Source organism: Pseudomonas tehranensis (assembly GCF_014268615.1).
GTDB lineage: Bacteria > Pseudomonadota > Gammaproteobacteria > Pseudomonadales > Pseudomonadaceae > Aquipseudomonas > Aquipseudomonas tehranensis.
The window spans coordinates 1-20,390 of the sequence record NZ_JABWQV010000081.1 but is presented as its reverse complement, the minus strand read 5'-3'; the positions used below and the strand labels follow the sequence as shown (position 1 = coordinate 20,390).

The 20,390-nt window shown below is 61.0% G+C and carries 20 protein-coding genes; 15 read left to right on the top strand and 5 right to left on the bottom strand.

The window, feature by feature from the left end; genetic code table 11:
- Positions 1-107: 107 nt before the first annotated feature.
- On the bottom strand, positions 108-758 hold the full coding sequence (locus HU811_RS14085; RefSeq protein ID WP_186656489.1) for an HAD family hydrolase: 651 nt from the start codon (positions 756-758) through the stop codon (positions 108-110).
- A 28-nt stretch (positions 759-786) separates the two neighbouring features.
- Positions 787-1,332 (bottom strand): gamma carbonic anhydrase family protein, encoded by a 546-nt coding sequence (locus HU811_RS14080; protein WP_092399785.1) that lies wholly within the window; start codon positions 1,330-1,332, stop codon positions 787-789.
- Positions 1,333-1,431: 99 nt separating this feature from the next.
- On the opposite strand from HU811_RS14080, the gene prlC reads away from it, so the two are divergent.
- From prlC to HU811_RS14065, 3 genes are all read left to right on the top strand, one after another.
- Positions 1,432-3,483, top strand: a complete 2,052-nt coding sequence (gene prlC / locus HU811_RS14075; protein ID WP_367616240.1) for an oligopeptidase A — start codon at positions 1,432-1,434, stop codon at positions 3,481-3,483.
- A complete protein-coding gene (locus HU811_RS14070; protein WP_047230061.1) occupies positions 3,480-3,758 on the top strand; it encodes a YheV family putative zinc ribbon protein in 279 nt (92 codons plus the stop codon). Before prlC ends, HU811_RS14070 begins: the two co-directional genes overlap by 4 nt.
- Before the next feature lie 117 nt (positions 3,759-3,875).
- Positions 3,876-5,888 carry a M3 family metallopeptidase gene (locus tag HU811_RS14065; RefSeq protein WP_186656484.1) on the top strand — a complete coding sequence of 671 codons (2,013 nt, stop codon included), beginning with the start codon at positions 3,876-3,878 and terminating at the stop codon, positions 5,886-5,888.
- Here HU811_RS14065 and HU811_RS14060 read toward each other — a convergent pair.
- Positions 5,875-6,549, bottom strand: coding sequence for a phosphatase domain-containing protein (locus HU811_RS14060; RefSeq protein ID WP_186656482.1), 675 nt, complete (start codon positions 6,547-6,549; stop codon positions 5,875-5,877). The two genes, HU811_RS14065 and HU811_RS14060, sit on opposite strands and share 14 nt — an antisense overlap.
- Positions 6,550-6,729: 180 nt before the next feature.
- Between HU811_RS14060 and HU811_RS14055 the strand changes: the two genes are divergently transcribed.
- From HU811_RS14055 to HU811_RS14045, 3 genes are all read left to right on the top strand, one after another.
- Positions 6,730-7,788 carry a PA0069 family radical SAM protein gene (locus HU811_RS14055; protein WP_186656480.1) on the top strand — a complete coding sequence of 353 codons (1,059 nt, stop codon included), beginning with the start codon at positions 6,730-6,732 and terminating at the stop codon, positions 7,786-7,788.
- 361 nt (positions 7,789-8,149) lie between these two features.
- Positions 8,150-8,881 carry a carbonic anhydrase gene (locus tag HU811_RS14050; RefSeq protein ID WP_047230057.1) on the top strand — a complete coding sequence of 244 codons (732 nt, stop codon included), beginning with the start codon at positions 8,150-8,152 and terminating at the stop codon, positions 8,879-8,881.
- Positions 8,882-8,973: 92 nt separating this feature from the next.
- On the top strand, positions 8,974-10,503 hold the full coding sequence (locus HU811_RS14045; RefSeq protein WP_186656478.1) for a SulP family inorganic anion transporter: 1,530 nt from the start codon (positions 8,974-8,976) through the stop codon (positions 10,501-10,503).
- A 158-nt stretch (positions 10,504-10,661) separates the two neighbouring features.
- Here the strand turns inward: HU811_RS14045 and HU811_RS14040 are convergent, their stop codons facing one another.
- Entirely contained in the window at positions 10,662-11,312 is a 651-nt protein-coding gene (locus HU811_RS14040; protein ID WP_092399777.1) for a hypothetical protein, read from the bottom strand.
- A gap of 372 nt (positions 11,313-11,684) precedes the next feature.
- Here HU811_RS14040 and coxB point away from each other — a divergent pair, with 372 nt between their 5' ends.
- From coxB to HU811_RS14020, 4 genes are all read left to right on the top strand, one after another.
- Complete coding sequence (gene coxB / locus HU811_RS14035; RefSeq protein WP_186656475.1) at positions 11,685-12,812, top strand: cytochrome c oxidase subunit II; 1,128 nt, start codon at positions 11,685-11,687, stop codon at positions 12,810-12,812.
- Positions 12,813-12,894: 82 nt separating this feature from the next.
- Positions 12,895-14,481 carry a cytochrome c oxidase subunit I gene (gene ctaD / locus HU811_RS14030; protein ID WP_092399773.1) on the top strand — a complete coding sequence of 529 codons (1,587 nt, stop codon included), beginning with the start codon at positions 12,895-12,897 and terminating at the stop codon, positions 14,479-14,481.
- Positions 14,482-14,598: 117 nt separating this feature from the next.
- Entirely contained in the window at positions 14,599-15,150 is a 552-nt protein-coding gene (locus tag HU811_RS14025; protein ID WP_186656473.1) for a cytochrome c oxidase assembly protein, read from the top strand.
- Between the two features lie 24 nt (positions 15,151-15,174).
- Positions 15,175-16,062 (top strand): cytochrome c oxidase subunit 3, encoded by an 888-nt coding sequence (locus HU811_RS14020; protein ID WP_092399769.1) that lies wholly within the window; start codon positions 15,175-15,177, stop codon positions 16,060-16,062.
- A 4-nt stretch (positions 16,063-16,066) separates the two neighbouring features.
- Here HU811_RS14020 and HU811_RS14015 read toward each other — a convergent pair whose 3' ends face one another.
- Positions 16,067-16,270, bottom strand: a complete 204-nt coding sequence (locus HU811_RS14015; RefSeq protein WP_092458074.1) for a twin transmembrane helix small protein — start codon at positions 16,268-16,270, stop codon at positions 16,067-16,069.
- A gap of 70 nt (positions 16,271-16,340) precedes the next feature.
- Between HU811_RS14015 and HU811_RS14010 the strand changes: the two genes are divergently transcribed.
- The 5 genes from HU811_RS14010 to HU811_RS13990 are packed head-to-tail and all read left to right on the top strand — an operon-like array spanning position 16,341 to position 20,246.
- On the top strand, positions 16,341-17,078 hold the full coding sequence (locus HU811_RS14010) for an SURF1 family protein (RefSeq protein WP_186656471.1): 738 nt from the start codon (positions 16,341-16,343) through the stop codon (positions 17,076-17,078).
- Positions 17,044-17,637, top strand: a complete 594-nt coding sequence (locus HU811_RS14005) for a PA_0111/PP_0108 family redox-active disulfide protein (RefSeq protein WP_186656468.1) — start codon at positions 17,044-17,046, stop codon at positions 17,635-17,637. Before HU811_RS14010 ends, HU811_RS14005 begins: the two co-directional genes overlap by 35 nt.
- A 10-nt stretch (positions 17,638-17,647) precedes the next feature.
- Entirely contained in the window at positions 17,648-18,727 is a 1,080-nt protein-coding gene (locus tag HU811_RS14000) for a COX15/CtaA family protein (protein ID WP_186656466.1), read from the top strand.
- Positions 18,715-19,614, top strand: a complete 900-nt coding sequence (gene cyoE / locus HU811_RS13995; RefSeq protein WP_186656464.1) for a heme o synthase — start codon at positions 18,715-18,717, stop codon at positions 19,612-19,614. The genes HU811_RS14000 and cyoE overlap by 13 nt, the downstream gene beginning before the upstream one ends.
- Positions 19,611-20,246 carry an SCO family protein gene (locus HU811_RS13990; protein ID WP_186656462.1) on the top strand — a complete coding sequence of 212 codons (636 nt, stop codon included), beginning with the start codon at positions 19,611-19,613 and terminating at the stop codon, positions 20,244-20,246. The genes cyoE and HU811_RS13990 overlap by 4 nt, the downstream gene beginning before the upstream one ends.
- Positions 20,247-20,390: the final 144 nt, after the last annotated feature.

Genomic DNA, 20,390 nt, shown 5'->3' with positions numbered 1-20,390 from the left:
AGCATCGCGGGCAAGCCTTGCTCCCACAGGCGGAGGGCATGCCTTGGTCCTCAGGCATTCTGGGTACTGCTCTGTGGGAGCAAGGCTTGCCCGCGATAGCAATAGGGCTAACCCCGCAAAAACGCCTGATGCAACTCATCCAACGTCTGGAAGTGATACACAGGCTTTTCCGCACTCAACTCTTCAAAACTGCCAAACCCATACCCCACCGCGGCCGCGTCCAGGCCATTGCTGCGGGCACCAATCAAATCGTGCTTTCGATCCCCAATCATCAAGGTATTGGCCGGGTCGAGCCCTTCTTCAGCCATCAGATGAGCAATCAACTCGACCTTGTTGGTGCGCGTGCCGTCCAGCTCACTCCCATAGATCACCTTGAAATGCCGGGCAAAGTCGAAGTGGCGGGCGATTTCCCGGGCGAAGATCCAAGGTTTGGAAGTGGCGATGTACAGCTGCCGGCCTTGGACGCCCAAGGTTTCCAGCATCGGCATCACGCCATCGAATACCCGGTTTTCGTACAAGCCGGTGACTTTGAAGCGTTCGCGATAGAAGTTCACCGCTTCCCAGGCCTTGGCTTCGTCGAAGGCGTAGAACTGCATGAAGGCCTGCAACAGCGGTGGGCCGATGAAGTGTTCGAGGCGGGTGAGGTCGGGTTCGTCGATGCCCAGTTGGCTCAGGGCGAACTGGATCGAACGGGTAATGCCCTCGCGGGGGTCGGTGAGGGTGCCGTCGAGGTCGAAGAGTACGGTCTGGTAATGCATGCAAATTCCTGGGTAAGGGCGGTACGGTTCAGAGCAGGTCGTAGCCTTCGGCCAGATGCAGGTCCTTGAGCTTCACGTAGTTCGCCGCGCTGTAGGTGAAAAAGGCGCGTTCCTTGTCGGTCAGAGGCCGGGCCTGTTTTACCGGGCTGCCTACATACAGGAAGCCGCTCTCCAAGCGTTTGCCCGGTGGTACGAGGCTGCCGGCGCCGATGATCACCTCGTCTTCAACTATCGCACCGTCCATGACGATGCTACCCATGCCGATCAGGATCCGACTGCCTACGGTGCAGCCATGGAGCATGACCTTGTGGGCGATGGTCACGTCATCGCCGATCAGCAGCGGGAAACCATCGGGATTGAAGGGGCCGGCGTGGGTGATGTGCAGCACGCAGCCATCCTGGACGCTGGTACGGGCGCCAATGCGGATGCGGTGCATGTCGCCGCGAATGACTGTCAACGGCCAGACGGAGCTGTCTTCGCCGATTTCTACGTCGCCGATCACCACCGCGGTGCTGTCGACAAAAGCGCCGCGGGCAAGCCGTGGGCGGTGATTCTGGTACGTGCGAAGGGTCACGATAGGCTCTCTCTTATCCGGTGATAGGCGCTGCTAGCTGCGGTGAACGTCGATTGTAATTAAGATGGGGCCATGTTTCTTCCAGCCAAGGTGTCAACCGTGAGCGTGAACAACCCTCTTTTGCAACCCTACGACCTGCCACCGTTCTCGGCGATCCGTGCCGAGCACGTGCAACCGGCCATCGAGCAGATCCTGGCTGACAACCGTGCCGCCATTGCCGAGATCCTCAAGACCCAGGGCACGCAACCTACCTGGGCCGGCCTGGTGCTGGCGATGGACGAGCTCAATGATCGCCTGGGCGCCGCCTGGAGCCCAGTGAGCCACCTGAACGCCGTGCGTAACAGCCCCGAACTGCGCGAAGCCTACGAGGCCTGCCTGCCGGCGCTGAGTGCTTACTCCACGGAGCTGGGCCAGAACCGCGAGCTGTTCCAGGCGTTCGAAGCCCTGGCGAGCAGCCCCGAAGCCGCCGATTTCGATGTGGCGCAGAAAACCATCCTGGAACATTCCCTGCGTGACTTCCGTCTGTCGGGTATTGATCTGCCGCCCGAGCAGCAGCAGCGCTACGCCGAAGTGCAAAGCAAACTGTCGGAACTGGGCAGCCGCTTCTCCAATCAATTGCTCGACGCGACCCAGGCCTGGACCAAGCACGTCACCTCTGAGGCCACCCTCGCCGGCCTGACCGATTCGGCCAAGGCGCAAATGGCTGCAGCCGCCCAAGCCAAGGAACTGGACGGCTGGCTGATCAACCTGGAATTCCCCAGCTACTTCGCAGTGATGACCTACGCCGAAGACCGCGCCCTGCGGGAAGAAGTCTACGCCGCGTACTGCACCCGTGCGTCGGACCAGGGTCCGAATGCCGGTCAAAACGATAACACCCCGGTGATGGAGCAGATCCTCGACCTGCGTCAGGAACTGGCTCAGTTGCTGGGGTTCGCCAACTTCGCCGAGTTGAGCCTGGCGACCAAGATGGCCGAGTCCAGCGATCAGGTCCTCAATTTCCTGCGAGACCTGGCCAAGCGCAGCAAGCCGTTCGCGGCCCTGGACCTGGAACAGCTCAAGGCGTTCGCCGCCGAACAGGGCTGCCCCGACCTGCAAAGCTGGGACAGCGGCTTCTATGGCGAAAAACTGCGCCAGCAGCGTTACAGCGTCGCTCAGGAAGCCCTGCGCGCGTACTTCCCGATCGACAAAGTGCTGGGCGGCCTGTTCGCCATCGTGCAACGCCTCTACGGCATCGAGATTGCCGAACTGAAAGGCTTCGACACCTGGCATCCGGACGTGCGCCTGTTCGAAATCAAGGAGAACGGTCAGCACGTCGGCCGTTTCTTCTTCGACCTCTATGCCCGCGCCAACAAGCGCGGCGGCGCCTGGATGGACGGCGCCCGCGACCGTCGGCGCACCTTCGATGGCGTGCTGCAAAGCCCTGTCGCCAACCTGGTGTGCAACTTCACCCCGGCCGACAGCGGCAAACCCGCGCTGCTGACCCACGACGAAGTCACCACCCTGTTCCACGAGTTCGGCCATGGCCTGCACCACCTGCTGACCCGCGTCGAACATGCCGGCGTGTCCGGCATCAACGGCGTGGCCTGGGATGCCGTGGAACTGCCGAGCCAGTTCATGGAAAACTGGTGCTGGGAGCCCGAAGGCCTGGCGCTGATTTCCGGTCACTATGAAACCGGCGAACCGCTGCCCCAGGACCTGCTGGAAAAAATGCTCGCGGCGAAAAACTTCCAGTCCGGCCTGATGATGGTGCGCCAGTTGGAGTTCTCGCTGTTCGACTTCGAGCTGCACGCCACCCACGGCGATGGCCGTAGCGTGCTGCAAGTGCTCGAAGGCGTGCGTGACGAGGTCTCGGTGATGCGTCCACCGGCCTACAACCGCTTCCCCAACAGCTTTGCCCACATCTTCGCCGGCGGTTATGCGGCGGGCTACTACAGCTATAAGTGGGCGGAAGTGTTGTCGGCCGATGCGTTCTCCAAGTTTGAAGAGGACGGCGTGCTCAACGCCGACACCGGTCGCGCTTTCCGTGAAGCTATCCTGGCCCGTGGCGGCTCCCAGGAGCCGATGGTGCTGTTCGTCGACTTCCGTGGCCGTGAGCCATCGATTGACGCACTCTTGCGCCACAGCGGCCTGACCGAGGACGCAGCAGCATGAGCGAGGGGCCTGTGATTACCAAAAGGCGCTTTATCGCCGGGGCGGTCTGCCCGGCGTGCAGCGAACCGGACAAGTTGATGATGTGGAACGAAGACGGTGTGCCGCACCGTGAGTGTGTGGCCTGCGGTTATTCCGACACGCTCAACGAACAAGGCCTGTCGGTGCCCAAGGAGTTGGGCACCCGGGTCAACACATCGGCACTCAAAGTCCCGGACGCCAAGGTCCAGGCGGTGCAGTTTTTCCCCAATCCCAAGCTGAAGAAAAAAACCGACTGAAATCTTCGGCATCACCTTCCGGGCCGCCCGGCCCGGAGGCGATACATATATACCACCAGGCTTTATCCCTTCCCGCCCAGACTGGCCAGCAAGTCCAGACTGACAGGAAGGCTCCCCATGCCCGACGATGCCAATCCGCTGTTGCAGGCCTATGACCTGCCCCCCTTTGCGCAGATCCAAGCCAAACATTTTTCACCGGCCCTCGACCGGATCCTTGCCGAGAGCCGTGCTCAAGTGGCCGACATCATCAAGACTCAGACACCCTTCCCAACCTGGGACGACCTGGTGTTGGCCATGGACGAGATTCACGCCCGCTTGAAGGGTTTCGATGACCTGCTGGATCTGCTGGCGTCCACCAGGCCAGGAGACGACTGGGCGCAGGCTTCGCTCGACTGCAGCGAACGGGTGCGCGATTTCCAGCGCGCACTGAGACACAATCGCCCATTGTTTCAACTCTATCAGCGCTTGGCCAACAGCGAGATTGCCAGGCACTTCGAGCCGCCTCGTAAAAGAGTTCTGGAGAAGGCCCTGCGCCAGTTTCGCCAGCACGGGTTGGCCCATACCGCACCGTCAGATTTGAAAGTCCTGCAGCTACGCATTCAACAGGGCCGGGAATTGTTCCTCGATCACTTGCACAAGGCCAACAAGGCCTGGAGCAAAGCGTTCGACGATGAAGCTCAATTGAGCGGCCTGGCGCCGCAATTCAAACAACAGCTGGCCAAACAGGCCCGCGAGGCCGGGCGCACGGGATGGCTGCTGACCCTCAGTGATGCATCGTTTGGCATCGTCACGAGTTACGCGGACAATCGTCTTTTGCGCAAAGAGGTGTACCTGGCCTACAGCACACGCGCCTCGGATCAGGGCCCCGACGCTGGCCGGTTTGACAACAGCGAGGTGCTCAGACGGTTGCTGGAGGATCGTCGTCGGTATGCGGCGTTACTGGGTTATTCGAATTTCGCTCAAATGGTGATCGAGCCTGAGCAAGCCGAGTCTCCCGAACAGGTGATGACGTTCTTGCGCGATCAGCTTGAACAGCAACAAGACCTCTTTGCCCGCGACGCCGAACAGCTCAAGGCATTTGCCCGAAGGCAAGGCTTCACCGAGCTTCAACCTTGGGATTACCCGTATCTGGTAGAAAAACTTCGTCAGCACACGGCCGGCATCTCGAAGCTGACCCTCAGCGCCTGGTTCGAACTGGAGTCCACCTTTTCACAGCTATTGCTGATCGCCAAGGATCTGTTTGGGGTGGACATTCTCGAACGCGCTGACGCGGCCACATGGCATCCGGACGTGCGTCTTTTCGAAGTCCGCGAGTGGGACCAGACCATCGGATACATCTATTTCGATCCGTTCGAGGATGCGAACAGAGACGGTTACCCGAACACCACCACCCTGCGAAACCGTCGCATCACGGCCGAGGGCCGGCCTCGACATCCCATCGCCGTGTTGCATGGCTGGCTGGCGCGCAGCTCAGATGCATCGCCGGTCTTGCTCGACCATCTGCAATTGCGAATTCTCTTTCATGAGTTCGGCCATTGCTTGCACCATGTGTTGACCCGTGCCGAGTATCGCGACGTGTCGGGCATCACCGAGCTCTCCCGGGACACCTCGGAGTTTGCTGGGATGCTATTGGAACAATGGTGCTTTACCCGGCAATGCCTGGTCCGTTTGTCAAAGCACCACCAGACCGGTGCAGCCATGCCCGATGACATCGCCGATCAGTTGCTGACCTTCGCCAACACCCAGGCCAGCTGGGAAACCGCCGCGCTGCTGCGCAACGCGCTGTTTGACATGGAACTGCACCTGACCCACGGCGATGGGCGCACGGCTCAGCAGGTATTCGATCAAGTCAGCGCCCAAGTCGGGCATCTGCCCGTATGGGGGAGCGACCGCTGGCCCAATGGCCTGGATTACATGGTGACCGGCTATGCGGCGAGGATTTACGCCTATGCCTGGTCGAAAGCGTTGGCAATCACCGTATTCCAAAGGTTTGAGCAGGAGGGGTTGTTCAACGGGACAACAGGCCGGGCATTGCGTGAAACAATATTCGGCCCCGGCGATTCACGGCCTCTGGCCGAGTCCGTGGCAGCCTTTACAGGGAGGCCACCCGTCAGGGTCAAGGGCGAATGACCTGTGGGTCGGGCTGACGAGTCGTGATTGCTGAACCGACCCAGCTTTTCAGCGAGCAAAGAGCAAAAACGCTGGTACTGCAGTCACCGTTGGCCAGCGCCACCCGGAGCTTCTCAACATCGGCCCGCATCATGTAACGAACCCCGTCCTTGAAGTGCGGGTTGTTGCCGAAGCCGCCTTCAGTCATTTCGCTCAACGCCTCCTCTTTGCTCCAGCCCTGTACGACCACCCTGTACATGGCCGCCACCAACCCGGTGCGATCCGAACCATGCTTGCAGTGCATCAGCACCCCGCCGTCGGCTTCGGCAACCTGAATGGCGCGCAAGGCAGCGAGGATGTCGCTGTCGTCCACATGATTGGTGCGATAAGGCAACTGCACTTGCTTGACGCCGGGGGTGGATAACCAACTCGCGTCCGAATCCGGCAGAAATGTGATGACCGTGCCGATGTCGAGTCGCCTCAGCAGAGGTAAGGCATCAGCGTCCGGCAAGGCGCTGCGGTAGAGCGCCGACGACAGTTGATAAAGGTTGTAGCGCTTTTCCACCGGCCGGGCCCATTCGGAAGACCTCGCCTCGTCCAAATCGGCCGCCACGGCTTGGGACTCGGCAAAGACCAGGAACAAGGACAGAAGGAGCAGCGAGCGGGAATAGAGTTTGAACATGTCTGGACGACCGAAACGAAGAAGAACGAGACGGTCAGTTTCGCCACGAGCCGGTTAAAGGCCTGTGAGCAAGACGTCAACACAACGTGAACACGATCCATCGCGGTGGGCTGCTGAACGGCGCTGGCCTAATTGAATGCCAGCGAATACTGTATGCACATACAGCAACGGAGCCTTCCAATGTCCATCTCTCTTCCGCCCCGTGGCCGTGGCACCGCCACCAACCCGCACAACCGCTTCGCCCCGAGTCGCTCGGTGGTCGAGGATGATGGCTGGTATCAGGAAGTACCGCCGACCCAAGGCACCGAAGTGCGGATCGAAACGGCCAAGACCATCATCACCCGCAACACCTCGCCGGATCTGCCTTTCGACCGCTCCATCAATCCCTACCGCGGCTGTGAACATGGCTGTATCTACTGCTATGCGCGGCCCAGCCACGCTTACTGGGACATGTCGCCCGGGCTGGATTTCGAAACCAAGCTGATCGCCAAGACCAACGCCGCCGACGTGCTGGAGGAACAGCTGTCCAGGCGTGGCTATCAGTGTGCGCCGATCAACCTGGGGTCCAATACTGACCCTTATCAGCCGATCGAACGGGAACATCGCATTACTCGCCGGATTCTCGAAGTGCTGCTGCGCTACCGTCATCCGGTGACCATCGTCACCAAAGGCTCGCTGATTCTGCGCGACCTGGACCTGCTGACCGAGCTGGCGCACCAGCGCCTGGTCAAGGTCATGATCAGCCTCACCACCCTGGACGATGAACTCAAGCGCATCCTCGAGCCCCGCGCGGCTGCGCCCAAGGCGCGATTACGGGCGATCAGGGTCATGCGCGAGGCGGGCATTCCCGTGGGGGTACTGTGTTCGCCGATGATCCCGATGATCAACGACAGCGAGATCGAAAGCCTGCTGACCGAAGGCCACGCCGCCGGCGCGCAGAGTGCCGCCTACATGATGCTGCGCTTGCCGTTGGAAGTGGCACCGCTATTCGAAGAGTGGTTGCAGGCGCACTACCCGCAACGCGCGGCTCATGTGCTGAGCCTGGTTCGCCAGAGCCGTGGCGGCGAACTGTATGACAGCCGCTTCGGTTCTCGGATGCGTGGTGAAGGCCCCTTCGCCGACCTGCTGGCCCAGCGTTTCGCCAAGGCGCTCAAGCGTCTGGGGCTTGAGCGCCGGGAAGGTTACAATCTCGATTGCGACGCCTTTTGTCCGCCGGGCCGACAGATGTCCTTGATTTGATTAAAGTTGAACGTGGGGGATGGGCATGCATGAGCGGCGCTTGCGTCCCGGCCACACCTGTAATCGTTGTTCTAGAGCCTTTGATTCAGTTTGAGTTAAGTTTCGGTCGCTACCTTGTTCATCGAGTGACTGACAGGTCGAACACCTCGACCTGGATGTTTTTTAACCAGCCACTAGTGACCTATGTGGTTAGTTCTGTTTAGTTCAAATTCGGATGCCAGAAATCCATAGCCAAGGCGCTGCGACGAGTCATAGCCCGCTATGGCGAGGAACAGCAACGCAGGATATGGATTTTTGGCGCCGAAGTTGGGCTAAACAGAACTGACCACACAGGTCACCAAACCGTCAAAGAGGATGAATCATGAGTGACAAGGATAAACAGCCGTTGGCTGCGTCGGCTTCAGCCCAACCCGAGGCGGAAACCGCCGATGCAGCGCTGCAGCATATTGTTGACGGCTTTTTGCATTTCCATCACGAAATCTTTCCCCAGCAGGAAGAGCTCTTCAAGAAACTCGCCACGGCGCAAGCGCCCAGGGCGATGTTCATCACCTGCGCCGATTCGCGCATCGTGCCCGAGCTGATTACCCATAGCTCCCCCGGCGACCTGTTCGTGACCCGCAACGTCGGCAACGTCGTTCCGCCGTACGGGCAGATGAACGGCGGCGTCTCCACCGCCATCGAATACGCCGTGCTGGCCCTCGGTGTGCAGCACATCATCGTCTGCGGTCACTCCGACTGCGGCGCCATGCGTGCCGTGTTGAATCCCGACACCCTGGAAAAAATGCCCACGGTCAAAGCCTGGTTGCGCCACGCCGAAGTGGCCAAGACCATGGTCCATGACAACTGCCCGTGCGGCGACGAAAAACAGATCATGCCCATCCTCACCGAAGAGAACGTGATCGCGCAGCTGCAACATTTGCGAACGCATCCCTCGGTCGCCTCTCGCATGGCCAACGGCCAATTGTTCATCCATGGCTGGGTGTACAACATCGAGACCAGCGAGATCAAAGCCTACGACGCGGACCAGGGTTGTTTCCTGCCACTCGATGGCAGCCATCCGATACCGGTGGCGACGCCTAAAGCGCGCTTCTAACCACTCCTAATCATCCTTGCATGGTTCAAGCCTTACCGCTGTTTACGCGGTAGGGCCTCGCCATGCCTGAAGAAAACTTCGGGAGAGTCGCCATGCGTGCTGCTCAATTAAAAGCTGTTCTGCCACGGGAGCTGTTGGCTTCCGTGGTGGTGTTTCTGGTGGCGCTGCCCTTGTGCATGGGCATTGCCATCGCCTCGGGCCTGCCACCGGCCAAAGGTCTGATCACCGGCATCATCGGCGGGCTGGTCGTGGGTTTTCTGGCCGGCTCCAAGTTGCAAGTCAGCGGCCCGGCCGCCGGGTTGGCGGTATTGGTCTTCGAACTGGTGCGCCAGCACGGCGTCGCAATGCTCGGGCCGATCCTGCTGCTGGCCGGTCTACTGCAGTTGCTGGCCGGGCGCTTTCGCCTGGGCTGCTGGTTCCGGGTAACCGCGCCCGCGGTGGTCTACGGCATGCTGGCGGGTATCGGTGTGCTGATCGTGTTGTCCCAGGTCCATGTGATGCTCGACGCGGTGCCTAAGCCATCGGGGCTGGATAATCTGGCGGCGTTCCCTGCGGCAGTGGCTCAGGCGTTGCCGTCGTTCGGCTGGCAGGCGGGTCTACTCGGTTTGTCGACGATTGCGGTGATGTGGCTGTGGGAAAAGTTTCGCCCTCACAGCTTGCGCTTTGTTCCCGGTGCCCTGCTCGGCGTGGGCCTGGCGACCATTGCCAGCCTGCTGTTGGCCTTGCAGGTCAAACGCGTGGAAGTCCCGGAGAACCTCGCCCAAGCCATTGATTGGCTGCGCCCGGCGGACCTGCTGAATCTGGCCGACCCCACCTTGCTGATCGCCGCGTTCGCGGTCGCTTTCATCGCCAGTGCCGAAACGCTGCTCTCGGCCGCCGCCGTGGACCGCATGCACAGCGGCGAACGCGCGGATTTCGACCGGGAACTGTCCGCCCAGGGCATCGGTAATATGCTCTGCGGTCTGCTCGGCGCCCTGCCGATGACCGGCGTGATCGTGCGCAGCTCGGCCAACGTCCAGGCCGGGGCGACCACACGGATGTCGACGATTTTCCATGGCCTGTGGCTGTTGCTCTTCGTGCTTCTGCTGTCCAGCGTGCTACAGAGCATTCCGGTGGCGAGCCTGGCGGGTGTGTTGGTGTACACCGGTTTCAAACTGGTGGATCTCAAGGCGTTTCGCGGGCTGGGACGTTATGGCCGGATGCCGATGTTCACCTATGCCGCCACGGCACTGGCGATCATCTTCACCGACCTGCTGACCGGCGTATTGATCGGTTTCGGCCTGACCCTGGCAAAACTGGCCTGGAAAGCCTCCCGACTGAAAATCAGCCTGATCGATCTGCCCCAGGAGGGTGAGATGGAATTGCGACTGGTGGGGGCGGCAACCTTCCTGAAGGTTCCGGCGCTGACCCAGGTGCTGGGCACCATTCCCACAGGCGCGACGGTGCATGTGCCGCTCAATAACCTGAGCTACATCGACCATTCGTGCCTGGAGCTTTTGGAAGAATGGGGCCGGGCGAATGCCAGCAAGGGCTCGAAGCTGTTGATCGAATCCCGCGGGCTCAAGCGTAGGTTGGAAGGGCGGTTGCGCACCACGGTGGGGGTTGGTGCGGCGGCGGGATAGCCTCTCCCTCCGTGGAACCCATTATTCACGAACAACACAGATCCAATGTGGGAGCGGGCTTGCTCGCGAAGGCGTAGTGTCAGGCAACTCATTCGTTAGCTGATACACCGCTTTCGCGAGCAAGCCCGCTCCCACAGGGGGTTGTGTGTTCTGCCGGATCAAGCCGCCGGCTGATCCAGTTCCAGACCCACGCCCAAGCGACGGGACATGCATGGCCAGCGCTTCCAGGCCGCGCCGGTTTGCGGACTGCTGAGCTTCTCGCGGTAGGTTTCTACCGACTCCAATGCAAACGTCTCGTCATTGAGCATCTCATCGAACGTGTGATGCACCACCTCATCGAGCTGATTGGCAAATTCCTCCCCGATCAACTGGTGAGCAATCAGATTGGCGACCGTCATGTCCAAGGGAATCAGTGGCTGGCCGAAATGCTTGATGTACAGGTCATTGACCTCCTCGACAAACCGGTGCGCCAGATAGGCTTCGTCCAGCAGGCTGTCGAGCCCGACATGGCCGGCCATGATCGTCGGCGGCTGGAGGAAGTACTGTTCGGCAATCTTCAGTACCGGTTTGATCTGCGACTCGATACCCGCCTCCCTGGCGACTTCATTGGCCGCATCCAGCAAATCGGGCACTTCATCAATGTAGGCGGCGACGAAACGCGCCAGGACATCGTTGGCGTCGGCGTCCGGCAACTGGATGGCACGGTGCAGGTTCGGCAGCTGGGCCTCCAGCTGACGCGTCAGTTGGCCGGTCTCGGCCTCATGTTGTTGGGCTTTTTGGATCTGCTCGCGCAATGCGGCGGTGTTCATGACAACTCCAGGGGACAAGGCAATGAAATAAGGAAGACATAACTTAGCTGGCGAAAAGACACTCCTCAGACCTATTTTTCATAACCGGTTCGTCCTTGATACGTCGCTGTTATATCGGTTTGCCATCACTCAGTTCGCATCCTTCTCCATTCGTGGGCTCTAGCGCAAGCCCTGCCTGTTTCAAACGATTTACGCCATCGCGTTGCGAGGTTGCAGGTGCTGTCTATACTCGGTTTGGAATGGAGTTAGCTGATGACACCCGATTGCATGTGCAGCAAGGCGCGGCGAGTCAAGTTGGTAGTCTGAGGTAGCCGATCCCTTGCCGCTGGCGTTACGCCGACGGGATAACAAGAACGATAAGGGGAACCCGCAATGACGCGACATCCACACGTATGGATGGGCCTCCTGTTGTGGTCGATTTTCAGCCAGGCGCAAGCGGCCTGGACTGTGAATATGGCGCCTGGAGCGACACAGATCAGCAATGCAGTGTTCGACCTGCACATGACCATCTTCTGGATCTGTGTAGTGATCGGCATCATCGTCTTCGGCGCCATGTTCTGGTCGATGATGATGCACCGCCGCTCAACCGGCCAGAACGCGGCCAATTTCCACGAAAATACCCGCGTCGAAATTCTCTGGACCATCGTGCCTTTCCTGATCCTGGTGGCGATGGCGGTTCCCGCCACCGCGACCCTGATCAAGATGTACGACTCCAGCGAGTCGGACATCGATATCCAGGTCACCGGCTATCAATGGAAGTGGCACTACAAATACTTGGGCCAGGACGTCGAGTTCTTCAGCAACCTGGCCACCCCCGCCGAACAAATCAATAACCAGAGCGCCAAGGGCGAACATTACCTGCTGGAAGTCGACAAGCCGCTGGTGCTGCCGGTCGATGCCAAGGTGCGCTTTCTGGTGACCTCCGCCGACGTGATCCACTCCTGGTGGGTGCCGGCGTTCGCGGTCAAGCGCGATGCGATTCCCGGCTTCGTCAACGAAGCCTGGACCCGCGTCGACAAGCCCGGGCTGTATCGCGGCCAATGCGCCGAACTGTGCGGCAAGGACCACGGGTTCATGCCGATCGTGGTCGAGGTCAAGAGCAAACCCGACTACGAAGCATGGCTGGCCGAACGCAAGGCCGAAGCGGCGCAGCTCAAAGAGCTGACCAGCAAGGAATGGACGCAGCAAGAGCTCATCGAGCGTGGCGACAAGGTCTACCACACTGCATGCGTGGCCTGTCACCAGGCCGAAGGCCAGGGCTTGCCACCGATGTTCCCGGCGCTCAAAGGCTCGAAAATCGCCACAGGCCCAGTGGCTGATCACCTGAACATTGTCTTCCACGGCAAACCGGGCACCTCCATGGCGGCGTTCGGCAAGCAGCTATCGGAAGTCGATATCGCGGCGGTCGTGACCTATGAACGTAACGCCTGGGGCAACAACAAGGGCGACATGGTTACGCCTAAACAAGTGCTGGAACTCAAACAGGCAGAAAGCCAATGAGCCGGCCTGACGTGTGTTCCCGCAACCGCTCGGGGCTCATCGCCCCGCGCCGCCCAGCCCACTCGTTCGAAGGAGACAGGACATGAGTGCTGTGATCGATGACCACGGTCATGCCGACCACGCCCACGGCCCCGCCAAAGGGCTGATGCGCTGGGTACTGACCACCAACCACAAGGATATCGGCACGCTGTACCTGTGGTTCGCCTTCTCCATGTTCCTGCTGGGCGGCTCGTTCGCCATGGTGATCCGCGCCGAGCTGTTCCAGCCCGGCCTGCAGATCGTGCAGCCGGAGTTCTTCAACCAGATGACCACCATGCACGGCCTGGTGATGGTCTTCGGCGCGGTGATGCCAGCCTTCGTCGGCCTGGCCAACTGGATGATCCCGCTGATGATCGGCGCGCCGGACATGGCCCTGCCGCGCATGAACAACTTCAGTTTCTGGTTGTTGCCGGCGGCGTTCCTGATGCTGGTGTCGACGCTCTTCACGGAAGGCGGCGGGCCGAACTTTGGCTGGACCTTCTACGCGCCGCTGTCCACCACCTATGCGCCGGAAAGCGTGACGTTCTTCATCTTTGCCATCCACCTGATGGGCATCAGTTCGATCATGGGCGCGATCAACGTGGTCGCCACCATCCTCAACCTGCGCGCCCCCGGCATGACCCTGATGAAAATGCCGCTGTTCGTCTGGACCTGGCTGATCACCGCGTTCCTGCTGATCGCCGTGATGCCGGTGCTGGCCGGCTGCGTGACGATGATGCTGATGGACATCCACTTCGGCACCAGCTTCTTCAGTGCCGCCGGCGGGGGTGATCCGGTGCTGTTCCAGCATGTGTTCTGGTTCTTCGGCCACCCCGAGGTGTACATCATGATCCTGCCGGCCTTCGGTGCCGTCAGCTCGATCATCCCGGCGTTCTCGCGCAAACCGCTGTTCGGCTACACCTCGATGGTCTACGCCACGGCGGCCATTGCGTTCCTGTCGTTCATCGTCTGGGCGCACCACATGTTCGTGGTGGGCATTCCGCTGGTGGGCGAGCTGTTCTTCATGTACGCCACCCTGCTGATCGCCGTGCCCACCGGGGTGAAGGTGTTCAACTGGGCCAGCACCATGTGGCAAGGCTCACTGACCTTCGAAACGCCGATGCTGTTTGCCGTGGCGTTCGTGATCCTGTTTTCCATCGGCGGTTTCTCCGGGCTGATGCTGGCCATCGCCCCGGCGGACTTCCAGTACCAGGACACCTACTTCGTAGTCGCGCACTTCCACTATGTGCTGGTGCCCGGCGCGATCTTCGGGATCTTCGCCTCGGCCTACTACTGGCTGCCGAAATGGACCGGCCACATGTACGACGAAACCCTCGGCAAGCTGCACTTCTGGCTGTCGTTCGTCGGCATGAACCTGGCGTTCTTCCCGATGCACTTCGTCGGCCTGGCGGGCATGCCCCGGCGGATCCCGGACTACAACCTGCAGTTCGCCGACTTCAACATGGTCTCGTCCATCGGCGCGTTCATGTTCGGCACCACGCAAATCTTCTTCCTGTTCATCGTGATCAAGACCATTCGCGGCGGCGAGCCGGCGCCGGCCAAGCCGTGGGATGGCGCGGAAGGATTGGAGTGGAGCGTGCCATCACCGGCGCCGTATCACACCTTCACCACGCCGCCGGAAGTGAAATGAACACCGCCGCTTTTGTGGGAGCAAGCCTGCTCGCGATAGACGCGACTCGGTGTGCCAGGCACACCGCTATCGCGAGCAGGCTCGCTCCCACAGGGTTTGGTGCAAGAGATAACTGCCATGGCTGACTCGATTTCGCTGAAAAAACTGGTCACTCGCCTGCTTGTGGTAGTGGTGGCCATGTTTGCCTTCGGGTTTGCCCTGGTGCCGATCTATGACGTGATGTGCCGGGTGTTCGGCATCAACGGCAAGACCGCGGGGCAGTACGAAGGTGAACAAATCGTTGATGAGTCGCGCCAAGTGCGTGTGCAGTTTCTGTCGACCAACTCGGTGGACATGGTCTGGGACTTCTATCCCAAGGCTGACCAGTTGGTGGTCCAGCCGGGGGCGGTGAACGAGATGGTCTTCGTCGCCCACAACCCTACCGATCGGCCGATGAGCGCCCAGGCCGTTCCGAGCATCGCGCCGAGCAACGCGGCGGCCTATTTCCACAAGACCGAATGCTTTTGTTTTACCCAGCAAGTGCTGCAACCCGGCGAACGTATCGAAATGCCCATGCGCTTCATCGTTGACCGGGACATGCCCAAGGAAGTGAAGCACCTGACGCTGTCCTACACGCTGTTCGATATCACCGCTCGTCATCCACCGGTGGCTCTAAACACTGACCGATAGCGTGCCCGATAAGGAGAACAATAAATGGCAACTCACGAGCACTATTACGTTCCGGCCCAGAGCAAATGGCCGATCATCGCCACCGTCGGGATGTTCGTCACGGTGTATGGCCTGGCGACCTGGTTCAACGACCTGAAAGCCGACCGGCCTGACTCTCACGGCCCGCTGATCTTTTTTGTCGGTGGCCTGTTGCTGGCCTACATGCTGTTCGGCTGGTTCGGCGCGGTGATCAAGGAAAGCCGCGCCGGGCTCTACAGCGCACAGCTTGACCGCTCATTCCGCTGGGGCATGAGCTGGTTCATCTTCTCTGAAGTGATGTTCTTCATCGCCTTCTTCGGCGCGCTGTTTTATGTGCGCATGATCTCGGCGCCAGGTTTGGCCGGTGAAGGAGAGAAGGGCCTGTCGCACATGCTCTGGCCGAACTTCGAGTTCGTCTGGCCGTTACTGAACAACCCCGATCCGAAACTCTTTCCCGCGCCCAAGGATGTGATCAGCCCCTGGGGCCTGCCGCTGCTCAACACCATCCTGCTGGTCAGCTCCAGCGTCACGGTGACCATCGCCCACCATGCCTTGAAAAAAGGCCATCGCGGCGCGTTGAAGATCTGGCTGGCGATCACCGTGCTGCTGGGTTGCGCGTTCCTCGGCTTCCAGGCCGAGGAATACATCCACGCCTACCAGGAACTGGGCCTGACCCTGGGCTCCGGCGTCTACGGCGCGACGTTCTTCATGCTCACTGGGTTCCACGGCGCCCACGTCACCATCGGCACGATCATCCTGTTTGTGATGCTGATGCGGATCATGCGCGGGCACTTCGACAACGAGCATCAGTTCGGCTTCGAGGCGGCGAGCTGGTATTGGCACTTCGTCGATGTGGTGTGGATTGGCTTGTTCATCTTCGTCTACGTGCTCTGAGGATTTACCAAGGCACGTGGGACACCAACTGGCCGCTGAAAAAACCCCAGGCGATCAAGCCGACGGTGATGGCGGCCAGGCTCACCCGAATCGCCAGGGCGATGACCAGGCGATTGGAATTGCCTTCGTCCTTGACCAGAAAAAACAGACCACTGAACAGACTGGCAATCGTGGCAATCAGCATCAGGACGATGGCTGCTTTGAGCATTAGGGACACTCCGGGGGGACGCGATGCACGTGAGTATAGCTACCTCGTTCGACAGCTTTGGAACGGCGCCATGAAAGGCTTTCGGCCAGGCGTTGTGCCGTCTTTGGTAGTGGCGATCCTGCTGCCGGTGATGGTGTGCCTGGGTTTCTGGCAACTGAGCCGGGGCGAGCAGAAGCGCGAGCTCATGCACAGTTATGCCGAGCGCCGCGTGGCGCCGCCGATGGACAGCGGCGAACTGCAACAGACGGCGGATCCGGCCTTTCGACCGGTCAGCCTGCGAGGCCAGTTCGACGCCGAGCACAGCATCCTGCTGGATAACCGCCAGCACGACGGCAAAGTCGGCGTGGAGTTGCTGCAACCCTTTCTCGACCATGCCACCGGCCTGTGGCTGCTGGTCAACCGCGGCTGGTTGCCCTGGCCTGACCGCCGCACCCCGCCGGCCTTCAGCACCCCGGAACAACCGGTGAGCCTTCAAGCCTGGGTCTATGTGGCTCCGGGCGCCACGTTCCAGCTCCACGCCGACCCGGCCGACGCGCCGTGGCCGCGCCTGGTGACCACCATCGAACCGGACAAACTCTGGGCCGAACTGGGCCGCAACGGCTTCGCCTACCAATTACGCCAACAAAGCGGGCCCGGTGCCTACCGGACCGATTGGCCGGTGGTGGCCATGGGCCCGGAAAAACACCTCGGCTATGCCGTGCAGTGGTTCGCCATGGCGGCGGCGCTGTTTGGCCTGTTTCTTTATCTCGGATGGCACAACGCAGGGAGACACCATGGGAAACACCATGAATCCAACCAACACGTCTGAGGCGCCCACGGCGCACAACCGTCGACGCGGCCGCGTGCAACTGCTGCTGATCGTGCTCGGGGTGATCGGCCCGATGATCCTGGCCACCGGCATGTACAAATTCCAGTTCTGGGTCCCGGAAAGCCGCAGCTATCACGGCGAACTGATCGGCAACGGCCAGACCCGCGCCGAGATTGGCGTGCAGGCTGACGAGAAACGCTGGCAGATCCTGGTCACGGCGCCGCAGGCGTGCTCCGAGGATTGCCGGCAACTGGTGTACCTGGCCCGTCAGGTGCAGATCGGCCTGGGCCGCGACGCTTCCCGCGCCAGCCATGCCCTGGCCGTCGCGCAACCGCTGGACGCCGACTATGACGCCCAGTTGCAGCGCGAATACCCGCAACTGCAGCGCTATCCGCTTGACCTGCCGGCCTATCAGAAAGGTGCCCAAGGCAGCGAGGAAGCGCAGCTGTGGATCATCGATCCCCATAGCAACCTGGTGCTGCGTTATGACGCCCGGATCAAGGGCAAGGCACTGCTCAACGACCTGCGACATCTGTTGAAACTGTCGAACATCGGATGAGGGCATCGACATGGCCAAACCTGGATTTCGCCTCGCGCTGTTTGCCACGTTGCTGGCATTGGTCGTCGTCCTGCTGGGCGCCTACACCCGGCTCACCCACGCCGGCCTCGGCTGCCCGGACTGGCCCGGCTGCTACGGTTTCATCAGCGTACCCAAGAGCGAAGCCCAACTGGCCCATGCCGAGCTGCATTTTCCCGACGCCCCGGTGGAAGCCCACAAGGGCTGGAACGAGATGGTCCATCGCTACTTCGCCGGCCTTCTGGGGCTGATGATCGCCGCGCTGGCTGCCCGGGCCTGGATGAACCGCCGTCACCCCGGCCTGCCATTGAAACTGCCGCTGTTTCTGCTGGCGGTGGTGGTTGCCCAGGCGGCGTTCGGCATGTGGACCGTCACCCTCAAGCTGTGGCCGCAAGTGGTGACCGGGCATCTGCTGGGCGGCTTCGCCACCCTGAGCTTGCTGTTTCTGCTCACGTTGAGATTATCCGGTGTGTTGCCGGCGCTGACCGTGCCCAAGCGACTGCAACACTGGGCCACCGCCGGGCTGCTGCTGGTGATCGGCCAGATCGCCCTCGGCGGTTGGGTCAGCTCCAATTACGCCGCCGTAGCCTGCGTCGATTTCCCGACCTGCCACGGCCAGTGGCTGCCACCGGCGGATTTTGCCAACGGCTTTCATCTGACCCAGCACATCGGTCCGAACTACCTGGGCGGCCAGCTCGACAGCGATGCGCGCACCGCCATTCACTTGACCCACCGTATCGGCGCGTTGCTGGTGACCGTGGTGCTGCTGGGGTTGGCCTGGCAATTGAAAACCGTCGGCATGACCCGGCTGGCCGGGCTGGTGCTGATCGCACTGGCGGCGCAAATCACCCTGGGCATCAGCAACGTGCTCTTTCATCTACCGCTGCCGGTGGCCGTCGCGCACAACGCCGGGGGCGCCGCGCTGCTGCTGACCCTGGTGCTGGTCAATTATCACGCCCGGACCAGCCTGGTTCGGGTCAAGCATCAAGTCCCGCTGCGCTGGCGGTTCAACCCGCATAAACACGGCGTCAGCCCCATAACTATAAAAGGAGAGATGCCATGGCAACCCTGACCGGTGAACGCCACAGCCAGGCGATCTGGCGCGATTATCTGGAGCTGACCAAGCCCAAAGTGGTGGTGTTGATGCTAATCACCTCGCTGGTGGGCATGTTCCTCGCCACCCGCGCCGGTGTGCCGTGGACGGTGCTGGTGTTCGGCAACCTGGGCATTGCCCTGTGTGCCGGCGGCGCGGCGGCGGTCAACCATGTGGTGGACCGGCGCATCGACGCGGTGATGGCCCGGACTCACAAACGCCCCCTGGCCGAAGGCCGGGTCTCACCGGCCGCCGCACTGACCTTCGCCCTGGTCCTGGCGGTGGCCGGCCAAGCGCTGTTGCTGGCGTTCACCAACCCGCTGACCGCCTGGCTGACCCTGGCCTCCTTGCTCGGCTATGCGGTGATCTACACCGGCTTTCTCAAGCGGGCGACGCCGCAGAACATCGTCATCGGCGGCCTGGCCGGCGCGGCGCCACCGCTGCTGGGCTGGGTGGCCGCCACCGGGCATGTCAGCGCCGAACCGTTGCTGCTGGTGCTGATCATCTTCGCCTGGACCCCACCGCACTTCTGGGCCCTGGCGATTCATCGCAAAGAGGAATACGCCAAGGCAGACATCCCGATGCTGCCGGTGACCCACGGCGAGCACTACACCAAGATCCATATCCTGCTGTACACCCTGGTGCTGCTGGCGGTGAGCCTGATGCCCTTTGTGATCCAGATGAGCGGGGTGCTGTATCTGGTTTGCGCCCTCGTACTGGGCGCCCGGTTTCTGCAATGGGCCGTGGTGTTGTACCGTGGCAGTCGGCCGCACGCGGCGATCAACACGTTCAAGTACTCTATCTGGTACTTGTTCCTGCTGTTCATCGCCCTGCTTGTAGATCACTACTTACTGTTGAGCCTATGACTCGAACCCAGAAAACCGTCTTCATCCTCGTGGCCGTGATCGCGCTGATCATGGGCCTGACCATCAACAAAGTGCTGTCCGGTAAAGGCGAGGGCGCCCAGACGGCACTCATCGACGCCGGCATCATCCTGCTGCCCCAGAGCCGCAACCTGCCGGACGTGAAAATGACCGATCAGGACGGTCAGCCTGTGGTGATGGACGAACTGAAAGACAAATGGAGCCTGCTGTTCTTCGGCTACACCTTCTGCCCGGACATCTGCCCCACCACCCTCGCCCAACTACGCCAGATCAAAAGCGAGCTGCCGCCCGAGGCTGTGGATAAGTTGCAGATCGTACTGGTGAGCGTCGACCCGAACCGCGACACGCCCAAGCAACTCAAGCAGTACCTGGGCTACTTCGACCCGCAGTTCATCGGCCTGACCCCGTCATCCATCGAAGACCTGCAGAAGCTGGCCAACGCGGTGAGCATTCCGTTCATCCCGGCGGATACCAGCAAGCCCAACTACACCGTCGATCACAGTGGCAACCTCGCCGTCATCGGCCCGGACGGTACTCAGCGTGGGTTTATTCGGGCGCCGTTGAATAACCAGAAGCTGGTGGCGCAGTTGCCGGAGATGCTCAAGCGTAAATAACGGCGCAACCTTTATAGCGCGGGGACTCGCCCCACCTGTAGGAGCTGACGAGTGAAACGAGGCTGCGATCTTGCCCCAGACAATTGAGTCATGAGTGAAAGATCAAAATCAAAAGATCGCAGCCTCGTTCCACTCGGCAGCTCC